This window comes from Stenomitos frigidus ULC18, assembly GCF_003003795.1.
Taxonomy (GTDB): domain Bacteria; phylum Cyanobacteriota; class Cyanobacteriia; order Leptolyngbyales; family Leptolyngbyaceae; genus Stenomitos; species Stenomitos frigidus_A.
Genome location: NZ_PVWK01000032.1, coordinates 1 through 9,777 on the forward strand (window position 1 = coordinate 1; position 9,777 = coordinate 9,777).

Below are 9,777 nucleotides of genomic sequence, written 5' to 3' on the forward strand. Positions count from 1 at the left end.
ACCGCCACAGCAACTGACCGTGAAACCTGCTGCTCAACCTGCCTGATGAACTTGACATTTAAGATAATCGCTTCTGCTGCCGGAGCAATGACTTGCAGCTCAAAGGGTGATGATTAGAAGTTACAGCTTTTGTCACAAAGCTTAGGACATTGGGATCAAAGGGGAAGTGGGGGCGTGCCCCCAGCCAGGGGTTCCACCCCTGCACCCCGTCCTAATCAGTATGGCTATAGCTCTATCTCACACTCTGCCTAAACGCTGTCGCAGCGACGTTTGTTTAGCCATACAGCGACAAAACGGTTCATGTCTATCTCATGCTTGTGCTCTGAGAGCTTTACTCCGCAAGCGGTTTACGCCTATCCTGATACTAAATTACACGAATAGGTCTCCGAACCGACATTCAAGAGCAACTTGACGTTTGTGTCGCACAAGCTCACCTCCCCCTCGGCTTCATCTCTCCTTTCTCCCCGCTCATGCAGAGAAACAAAATTGATGTCTAACCCAACGTCTGTTCCCTTCAGCAAAATGCAAAGCGAATTATGCAACTGTGGGAGGAGCGGGCACGGAATGAAGTGACTGCCTCGATTCACCAAGACTCGCTGGTTTTGCAAGACTCACTCCCACAGTACTTGGGGCAATTAGGGGATGAACTCTCCACCAAAATTGACCGAACGCCTGCCCGCATCAACGCCGATAAGGTCAACAGTGATCGGATTGGGAAACAACATGGACGCGAACGGGCAGGGTATGCTGACTACTCCATGTCTCAACTCATCTTCGAGTATCACATTCTCCGGCAGGTGATCTTTCAGGTTTTAGAGGAGGAAGCGCCTTTAGAGGTGCGGGACCGCGACATTATTATCGACTCGATTGAGCAAGCCGTGAACGATGCGGCAACTCAGTTCTCGCAAACGCTCCGCGATATTCAAGAACTCTTTATGGTGACTCTCACCCATGACCTGAGAAATCCGATTAATGTGATGAAAATGGGCACCCACTTGATTCTGCGTCGGTTTGAACGGGGCGACACCCATTTTGATATCTCAGTGAGAATGCTCAACGCGATCGAGAGGCTCGATTCGATGATTCAAAATCTGCTGGATGCGAGTCGGCTGCGTGCAGGGCAGAAGTTAAAGCTGACGTTTGAAGCCTGCGATTTAGAGCAGTTGGTCTATGAGGTTGTAGAGGATTTGAACTTTGCTTATGTCGATCGCTTTGTCGTGGTTTCTGAGGGTGCGATCATGACCGAGTGCAGCCGCAAAGACCTCCAGCGGGTGATTGAAAACATTGCCACAAACGCTGTGAAATACGGTGCGGCTGACACGCCGATTACGCTGACGCTGCACCAAACTGCAACGGAGATTTGCCTGAAAATTCACAACGAAGGGTTGCCGATCCCCCCAGACGCACAATCCATTCTCTTTCAACAATTTCGTCGCACCACCGAGGCTGAGGAGCAGACAGGCTGGGGCTTAGGTTTATTCTTAGCAAAGAACCTAACCGAAGCGCATCGAGGAACGATTGAGGTTGAAAGCACGGAAGGACAGGGAACCAGCTTCATCATCAAATTGCCAGTGGTGCAGCGCGAGGCAATTTAGTCTTTGTAGCAGCGGTTTTAATCGCCAAGTGCGGCTTGACCAAACATGACTGGACTCTCATGATTTGACTCTAGTTGCACATCCGATGGAGTTCTTTGCTGACCTTAGGGTTGAGATGATTGCATGCCGTCAACGCTAAACTCTTCGCCAAGCGCAAAGCCACGCTCAATGGATTGCCTGCTAACGGCAACCCTAGTGACGTTGCGAATTGCCTTCAGGATATCGGCGGGTAACAGCTGCTCGACAGACCAAACAAACGCCTCAGCATTCAGCCGAAGCAGTTGCTCAAGACTGACCAAGATAATCCCTGCTGCCTCTTCGAGGGAAAAACGATCGCACAGGCTAGCAATAATTTCGCCACCAATCTGGGCGTTGCAGGTGGCTAGAGCATAAACCGTTCTAGTCGTTTCTTGCTCGAGTTGCCGGTAAAAAACAGTCTGCTTCGGGTCTTGTTTGGATGGCATAGGAATACCACGTCTGTTTGACTTGATAAGCTTCAAAAAGTGTGTATGCAAGTATATCCTAAGGTAGATGTTTATGCTCGGTTTTACCCTAGCTACTGTGGTTAAACCGACTTAAACGACAACAAACAAGCCTATGCAAGAGTTTTACCTGTTTGAGAGATCCCAAACAGGGTGGGAATACTGAAAGAAAGTTTGGCAATGGTTGACGCATGTGGCGACGGCTCAGAAACATTTTTGGCAGTTTGAGGGCTTACGCTGATCTCAGTCCCGATTTGCGGGCTCGACAACGTGTCAATCGGTGCCTACGCGATCGCCCTGCCCTTAGTAGCGATGAGTGGTTTGAGCAGCTCTGGCAGCCGCAGGGTATTGCCCAACCGATCGCACACTTTATTTACACTCACATGCAGACATATTCTGGCTTGGACTTTGCCAGAGTGCGACCGACTGACCGACTGATCGAAGACCTTTGCCTTCCGCTCGTTTGTTGGTTTGACTGGCAACTGTCTTTTAGTGAAGATTTTTTAGCGTCTTTCGGCCTTGATTTAAGCGATCGCTTCGATCCTCAAAGTTTTACTACGGTAGAAGAATTAGTCATTTTTCTCAACCATCAACTGCTGTCAGTCAATCACTCCTAAGCTAGTAGTCTGTCTTGCATTAATAGCAACTTGCATTGATAGCAGAGGGGTAGTTGTAGGGCTTGGTATGTGAGTGGCGAAACCCCTCAGACGAGGCTTACAAAACTTCTCAGTTTGAAAAAGGCGGCTAATGGTGGGTCTAGTGAAAAAACGAAAGCAGTCAGCGTGGGCAACTGAGCTGAACGATCTGGTGCGGGGAGCGTGCGGTGGCTTTTTGTTTGGCATTCCGCTCCTTTATACAATGGAAGTCTGGTGGATCGGCTCTGTAGCTCAACCGCCCAGGCTGATAATGGCGCTTGTCGGTACATTCATTGCTGTTTTTGGGCTTAATCGTACCGAAGGCTTTCGTAAAACGAGACGCTTGCGTCCCTACGAAGCCGTTACCGATACAGTCGAGGCGATGGCGATCGGCGTGATCCGTTTTCTGCCCTTCAACATTTCGTCTTTTGCTTCCAATTCTTGACATGTCTGGGACTTAAACTGTTAATATAGATTCTGGTAACGCGTTGGGGCGTCGCCAAGTGGTAAGGCAGCGGGTTTTGGTCTCGCCATCCCTAGGTTCGAATCCTAGCGCCCCAGTTTTTCTTTAAGCATTTGTTTTTTAATCGTAGGTTTGGCGCACCATCCGATCAAGCAAATGCTCGATCACATCGGGTAAGTGCCTGCACAATCCTGTATGAACACGTGATGTCTGAACCATTGTGCTGCGTGGCGCAACGAGCCAGTGGAAGCGTTCTCTGAGCGGCAGTTGACCGATCGCGCCAGCGGCTTTGCCCCCAGCGCAAAGAATGGGAATGACCGCCAAATAATTTCGAATGATTTCTAAGTCCAGTGTGGGATCGAGTGCCAGCAGTCGCGACTCATAGAGTTCAATGCGGGCTTCGAGAAAGCGGCGGCTGTCACAAGAAACGATCACACCCACGTTGATGAACTCTTCACGCTCAACTTTAGGGACAACGCGAATAATGGCGTAGTCATAGGTAAAGTGATCGTGCACGGAGCGCTTCCTCCAAAAAAGCATGTGGTGGCTCTAATCGTCTCATCAAGTACTCACTGTAGGCATCTCGATGTTGGGCTACTTCAGTGAACGGAGAGTCGCCCAGCAGCCAGAGGTCAGGAATCAGTTGCACAATATTGTCGATGACGGACGGTGTGAGCCGCTGGGTCAGAACCTCATCTGCCGCTTGCAGTTCGCTAGCAAAGCGCAGTAAAACGTGATCTTTGACCGCCGGAAAGGCTGCCCGACTGCGATCGCGGTAATTAGTCCAGGTGTGCTGAAAGTAAAGTGCGGCACCGTGATCGATGAGCCAGAGTCGTCGATGCCAGATCAGCATATTCGCATTGCGCGGTGTCCGATCGATATTGGTCACATACGCATCAAACCAGACAATTTCAGAGGCCAGAGCCGCTTCTGCTTTCCCCGCGATCGGGTCAAAGGTAACCGAGCCAGGGAGGTAATCAAGCGCGAGATTGAGACCGGCACTTGCCCGAATCAAGTCTTGAATTTCTGGATCTGGCTCAGTACGAGCCAGGTCAGGGTCAAGCTTAACAAAGACAATCTCAGGAACGGGTAGACCTATAGCACGGGCGATTTCTCCAGCCACCAGCTCAGCAATAAGCGCTTTGACTCCCTGACCAGCCCCACGAAACTTAAGCACATACATGCCATCGTCATCCGCTTCGATAATGGCAGGCAGCGAGCCACCCTCACGCAGTGGGGTGACGTATCTCGTTGCTACGACCGTTCGCAAGTTCATCCTGGGTAGCCATACTCCAACAAACGTTTAGGATCGTGGATTTAACAAAACCGGACATTTGTGTAGGATGTGTTAGCGCAGCGTAACGCATCAATCCCTGGACGCGATGCGTTACGGTTAGCGCCCAACGCATCCTACAGCAGTTCTCGATCGAGTAAGCCACAGTTCGATCAAGACGGGTGTGGGGTGTAGGGTATCGGGTGTGGTGAATGCAAATGAAAACGGCTGTATAAAGCAGATATTATTTAATTCGCATTCCTTAGTAGAGCTGATCTGTAGAGATTGTTTGCGTAGAAGCAGGGCAGTGCCATGCCTCTACTTAGCCACAATTCTCGGTGATCGCGGTAGCTAGTAATCGCTGAGATTACCGTAGCGTTTAGTCTGCCGTTCTGCCCAGCGGAACAGGAACAGCCCGATCGCAAAATAGACTCCACCATTCACGAACGCTATACCAAGTTGGGGCAGATCCAAGGGCTGCTGGCGTGCCATCACGTTACGCAATAAACCAGCACCCGGGCTCATCGGCAGTAGATTGCCAACGATACGTAGACTGCCTGTCCATTCTTCGGTGGGCACACTCATCAGAAACAGGAGCGCAAAATTTAAAATGCCCAGCACCTGTTGCAGGCGCTTGACGATAAGTGCTAGAGAACCGATCGCAAACGCAAGCCCATACGCACCTAGCAACACCGTGAGTAGGGGTAGCCACAGCGTGAGTGGAAAGGCTAGCCAACGCCCTGTTAGCGCCATAATAATGACCACGATCGCGGCGATGAGCCCCGATTGTAGCAGCAGGTCAGCCACCGCACGCGTTAGAAACACCTGCGACGCGCTAAAGGGCGAAATAAAGAGCTGCTCCAGCGTACCTGTCTGAGCTTCCCGCTGTAGCGTGCCAGAAATATTTGCCATGATAAACAGCACCAGCGTCCAGAGTACATAGCCCACAATGATCGAATCCAACCGATTACCAAACTGCAACCCTGGACCTGCAATATAGCTAGCGCTTAAAAAGAGACCGTAGAACACCGATGTTGAAATGACAATGCCACCGATCGACTCAAACAGGTAACGCCGGAACTGAATGCCTGCACGCGTTAGCTCCGCAAAAAAGAGTTCAAGCATGGACGCCCCCTTTCACAAGCATTGGTTCGGGCGTTGCTTGCGTCAACTTTAAGAAAATATCCGTCAATGTTGCCCGCTCGGTTTCAAGTCGCACAATCGGCAATGGTTTCAAAATGTCCAGAACCGGATAAAGCAAGGTTGGGTCAGGAATGTGAATGGTAGTGCCTTCGATTAATGCGCCTAAATCAATTAACCTGGCAACCCGATCGTCCGGTAAGGAAGGCAACTCCACTCGATAAACGGCACTGGAGAACTGTTGCAATAAGGTTTGAGTGGGCTGCTCGGTGACAATTTTTCCCTGATTAATAATGGCGACGCGATCGGACAACTCTTCGGCAAGATCAAGCTGATGCGTGGTCAGAAGAATTGCTCGTCCTTCGCTAGCAATTTCTCGCACCAAACGCTTCACCGTTTGGGTTGCTTCCACATCCAATCCCAGTGTGGGCTCATCCAGCAGCAGTAGGGGTGGTTCATGGATGAGTGCCACCGCGATCGCCACCTTTTGCTGCATCCCTCGTGAGAGCTTCTGGACGTTGGTTGTACTTTTGTGGCTCAGTTCAAAGCGATCGAGCAGCACCCGCGCTCGTTGCCGTGCCACCCGTCGCGACAGCCCCCGCAGCACCCCAAAGTACTCCAAATTTTCTGCTGGAGTGAGCCGCCAGTAAAGATTACGACTGCCTTCCAGTACTGCTCCCACCGAGCGAAGGGCTTGTGGATCGCGGTGTGGATCACGTCCGGCAATGCTCACGGTGCCTCGATCGGGCACTACTAGTCCCGCAATCATTTTGATCGTCGTCGTTTTACCGGCACCGTTTGGCCCTAAAAATGCGAGCACTTCCTGAGCCCCAATCTGTAACGAGACATCCTGGACGGCATGAGTAGCTTTACCCTTAGCCCGGTAGGCTTTGTGTAAATGTTGAACTTGAAGCAGAAGCATTACCAAACCGGATAAACGATCGTGTTACAAATCTTAAAAAATAAGTGTAACAAATATGTGAGCCTGACTGCTGCGAGTAACCGCTAAACCTGATCGAATGCCTGAACGTGTCCGCATTGCTTACAGTGCGGCAAATGTTTATACGTCAGTTCGTGACAGTTTTGACATTCCATATATTGATCATAGCCACAGTGTGGACAGTAGTGGTCGTGGTGCCGAATACTCTTGGCACAGCGGATACAGCGCGATCGTTGCACTCTAGTAGCGGCTTGACCTTTAGGGTTAAAGACAATTCTTTGAAAGAATTTGATTATGCCAAAACCGATTAAGGGAATCAGCAAGATATAGAGATAGCTGACCAGAAAAAGTAGCCCACTCAAAAGGGTTGTGAGCACGTTCACAAAAAACTGGAAAAGAACCCCAACTTGAAGGAATTCAAAGACTTTAAAGATTAGAGGAATGAAAAAGATCACTAGCAAATGCCAGCTAATCAAAGCAACCAGCCCGTACCCTTTGCGCTGAGCAAATTTGTTGACAACAAAAGCTGCTAAAAGGAGCGGCAAGAGAAAGAGCGCCTGGAACACAAATTGAATACTGGGATACCAAAAGTCTGCTTGTTGATAGCCAGCTTCAACGGTCTTAAATTGTTCATCATTTTGCAGTGTTGCAATGAAGGCCGCGCTTTCTGGCTTTGCTAATAACTCTTTTTTAAGGTCAGCAACGTCGCTTTTAAGCGTCGCGATCGTACGGTTATTTTGCTCTAATGTTTGCTTGGCTTTCTCCGCTTCAACGGCATTGATAGATTGATCACGCGATTGACCCGCAATCTTTTCTAATAGCGTCGAGTCATACTGAGCACGAATTGTACGATTAGCCTGCTCAAGCGCATTAATCTTAGTTTGTTTTTGCGTAATTACTTTGAGACGTTGTTGATTCTCCGCAGTATTCAGCTGGTCTTTAGCAGCAGCATAATTCAAACATGTTGCGGAAATACTGCCGAGATGCCCTTGCCCAGTCTGCTGATAGGTTTGTTGAAAACCAGGCTGACCTCTGAAGTCATCAGGTAACGATCGTTGCAGTATTTCGTAGTCTTTATCTTGAGTCGTTTGTGTACGGTAGTCCTTCCATTCGGCATAACAAGGATACGCTTGGGAAGGACTAAGATGCCAGCGACCAATATCATCTAATCCTGTAAAAACATTAACTAAAATAAAGATATCAATCAGAATAATAACGATCAGGCTTACTCTGTTAAGCGGTTCGTTATTAATGGTGCTCGACTGGCTAAAGAAGCGATTTAGCAGTCGTCGAAATCTGGCAAGCATAGTAGTTGATCCTTCAGTCTCTAGAGTTCGTCCAACAGCACGAATGCATGATGAAAAGTATGCCGATGTGTAGACAATCGCCTACGTGCGCGGTACCGCAGTCTCTATATAACCCTTATCGGCACAGTATTTAGCACAGTCTCTAAACGTTTAAAGGTGATCTCTGACCAAAGAGGTACTGCTTGGTAGAGGGCAGGCTCTGATTGACTGACAAACGTCTTGAAAGGCTGATGGCTCCGTTACTCACCCGTCCGTGATTCAAATCCCGGCAGCGTCTTGCAACCCGTTGCAACGGGTTGCAAGACGCTTGCAGTGCTTTACCCTTCGGGAAGGCAAAGCCTACAGAGGACGTCCTTCTGTGAGCCCGTACTTTCAGTGCAGGGCGGGTCAGGCGTTCGCTACCAGTCGCGATCGCCCTTACGGTGATTATTTTCTGCGAGTCATACCGATTTATAGTGGTTACCACAACGCTTAGGATATTGGGATCAAAGAGGATGTGGGGGCGTGCTCCCGGCCAGGGGTTTCACCCCTGCACCTCGTCCTAACCAATATGACTATAGCCATAACGCATCCATTGCTTGCTTGCTTATCGACTCACTTTCTCTTTGGGTGGCGGTACAATGCCAAGACGGTGTAGACTGTCATCGAGCTCTCTGAGCAGCTTAAAGTCTTGTTCCGGTAAGGGATCACTGCCTCTGCCTTCGATGCTGGAAGGCATCTGTTCTAGAAAAGCAAAGGCTTGCCGGAACTGCTGTGTGTCTGCCTTAATCGGTGCATTGAAGTGGCAGGAAATAATGTGTTGAAACGCCCAGCTTGCTACTTTATCAGCCCAGTCGAGCGTTTCTTGTGGGGCTCGGTTCAGAATGAGAGTTTGCAGAACGGGTGCAACAAAGAGTCGTCCATCACCCCCTAGCGTGGTGAACGCTCGCTGCCAATCGCTCTCCCACAGAAACGGAAACAGCCCGAAATAAGCTTTTTTGGAATGATCGGCTGCTTTGATTGCGTTCCTGAGGGTTTGCTCAAAGCTGACAACGGACAACACGCTGGGTCGAAAGTAAAGCGTAAACAGGACAATGCGTTGCCATCCCTTGATACGGTTAGCAGGACTGTCTTCAATCACTTCTGCGGCTTGATCCTTGGCGTGGAACAGTAATGGGTATGGATCGAGCTGGACGATCGCGGGTGGTGTTTCTGGTACTGCAATCACGATATCGGTGACCAGTAGCGTTCGCGATCGGATGTGAAAAAACGCAACTTCTTCAAACGGCCCTGGCCCAAGGGCGATCGGCCCCAGAATGGCATAGTCAAACTCATCGGCAAACGGGGTTTGGCTGCTGTCTTCTGGGAGTATTTGTGTCCGTTTTGCTGGTAAACCCAGCCAGCTTAACGGCAGATTTAACGGAAAGCTCCACTGATTGGGGGCAACAAAGACCTGCGCGTGCGGAAACCTTCTGGCAAACGGTCCCACAAAAACCTTGTGCTCAACGCCTGAGATCGTAGGCAAAATAATGTATTTTATCTCACCGTGTGCGGCCACCAGTTCATTGACTAGACGGAGGCATTCTGGAGTCGGCGCAACGGGTGCGTAAACCAGCAGACCACCTGCGTTAAGCTTCACGATCGTCATGCGAATGGGCACCACCACGTAAAAGATGCCCTGAATCTGGTCAAACGTCCAAAGCATTCCTGCTATTACTTCGGTGCGGAGTGTCCGCCGCTGACTGTACGGATAAAGCGGTACCGTTAGCCAGAAAGGCCATGCCCAGTCCTTTGCTTGCTTGTTCTCCTCTCGTCCATCGATCGTGGTTTTTTCCACGCCACGATTCCTCCCATCCCGATGCTGGCGCCCCTATACTGCGATCGCTCGCATGTGTTTAGCGTTGTTGTACGGGAATCAGTAACCCGGAATCCTTGGATCGGTGTTTAAGGTGGAAGAAGCCGA

At 50.0% G+C, this 9,777-nt stretch carries 10 protein-coding genes and 1 tRNA gene; 4 read left to right on the forward strand and 7 right to left on the reverse strand.

The window, feature by feature from the left end; genetic code table 11:
- Nucleotides 1-536 precede the first annotated feature (536 nt).
- On the forward strand, nucleotides 537-1,595 hold the full coding sequence (locus C7B82_RS33045) for a sensor histidine kinase (protein WP_106255590.1): 1,059 nt from the start codon (nucleotides 537-539) through the stop codon (nucleotides 1,593-1,595).
- 104 nt (nucleotides 1,596-1,699) lie between these two features.
- Here C7B82_RS33045 and C7B82_RS06985 read toward each other — a convergent pair whose 3' ends face one another.
- Nucleotides 1,700-2,059, reverse strand: coding sequence for a hypothetical protein (locus C7B82_RS06985; RefSeq protein ID WP_106255591.1), 360 nt, complete (start codon nucleotides 2,057-2,059; stop codon nucleotides 1,700-1,702).
- Nucleotides 2,060-2,268: 209 nt separating this feature from the next.
- Between C7B82_RS06985 and C7B82_RS06990 the strand changes: the two genes are divergently transcribed.
- The 3 genes from C7B82_RS06990 to C7B82_RS07000 all read left to right on the forward strand — a co-directional run bounded on the left by C7B82_RS06990 (nucleotide 2,269) and on the right by C7B82_RS07000 (nucleotide 3,273).
- Nucleotides 2,269-2,694 carry a hypothetical protein gene (locus C7B82_RS06990; RefSeq protein WP_106255592.1) on the forward strand — a complete coding sequence of 142 codons (426 nt, stop codon included), beginning with the start codon at nucleotides 2,269-2,271 and terminating at the stop codon, nucleotides 2,692-2,694.
- 142 nt (nucleotides 2,695-2,836) lie between these two features.
- Nucleotides 2,837-3,157 carry a DUF2391 family protein gene (locus C7B82_RS06995; protein ID WP_219904106.1) on the forward strand — a complete coding sequence of 107 codons (321 nt, stop codon included), beginning with the start codon at nucleotides 2,837-2,839 and terminating at the stop codon, nucleotides 3,155-3,157.
- Nucleotides 3,158-3,201: 44 nt separating this feature from the next.
- Nucleotides 3,202-3,273: transfer RNA gene (locus C7B82_RS07000), tRNA-Gln, on the forward strand.
- 22 nt (nucleotides 3,274-3,295) lie between these two features.
- On the opposite strand, the gene C7B82_RS07005 is transcribed toward C7B82_RS07000, so the two are convergent.
- The 6 genes from C7B82_RS07005 to C7B82_RS07030 all read right to left on the reverse strand — a co-directional run bounded on the left by C7B82_RS07005 (nucleotide 3,296) and on the right by C7B82_RS07030 (nucleotide 9,651).
- Nucleotides 3,296-3,691, reverse strand: a complete 396-nt coding sequence (locus C7B82_RS07005) for a DUF3037 domain-containing protein (RefSeq protein WP_106255594.1) — start codon at nucleotides 3,689-3,691, stop codon at nucleotides 3,296-3,298.
- On the reverse strand, nucleotides 3,669-4,451 hold the full coding sequence (locus C7B82_RS07010) for a HipA family kinase (protein WP_106255595.1): 783 nt from the start codon (nucleotides 4,449-4,451) through the stop codon (nucleotides 3,669-3,671). The genes C7B82_RS07005 and C7B82_RS07010 overlap by 23 nt, the downstream gene beginning before the upstream one ends.
- Before the next feature lie 348 nt (nucleotides 4,452-4,799).
- Nucleotides 4,800-5,573, reverse strand: coding sequence for an ABC transporter permease (locus C7B82_RS07015; RefSeq protein WP_106255596.1), 774 nt, complete (start codon nucleotides 5,571-5,573; stop codon nucleotides 4,800-4,802).
- Nucleotides 5,566-6,510: an ABC transporter ATP-binding protein gene (locus tag C7B82_RS07020; protein WP_106255597.1), complete on the reverse strand. Its 945-nt coding sequence runs from the start codon at nucleotides 6,508-6,510 to the stop codon at nucleotides 5,566-5,568. The genes C7B82_RS07015 and C7B82_RS07020 overlap by 8 nt, the downstream gene beginning before the upstream one ends.
- A gap of 83 nt (nucleotides 6,511-6,593) precedes the next feature.
- Nucleotides 6,594-7,835 carry a zinc ribbon domain-containing protein gene (locus tag C7B82_RS07025; protein WP_106255598.1) on the reverse strand — a complete coding sequence of 414 codons (1,242 nt, stop codon included), beginning with the start codon at nucleotides 7,833-7,835 and terminating at the stop codon, nucleotides 6,594-6,596.
- Nucleotides 7,836-8,421: 586 nt separating this feature from the next.
- Nucleotides 8,422-9,651 carry a DUF4336 domain-containing protein gene (locus tag C7B82_RS07030; protein ID WP_219904108.1) on the reverse strand — a complete coding sequence of 410 codons (1,230 nt, stop codon included), beginning with the start codon at nucleotides 9,649-9,651 and terminating at the stop codon, nucleotides 8,422-8,424.
- Between the last annotated feature and the right edge of the window lie 126 nt (nucleotides 9,652-9,777).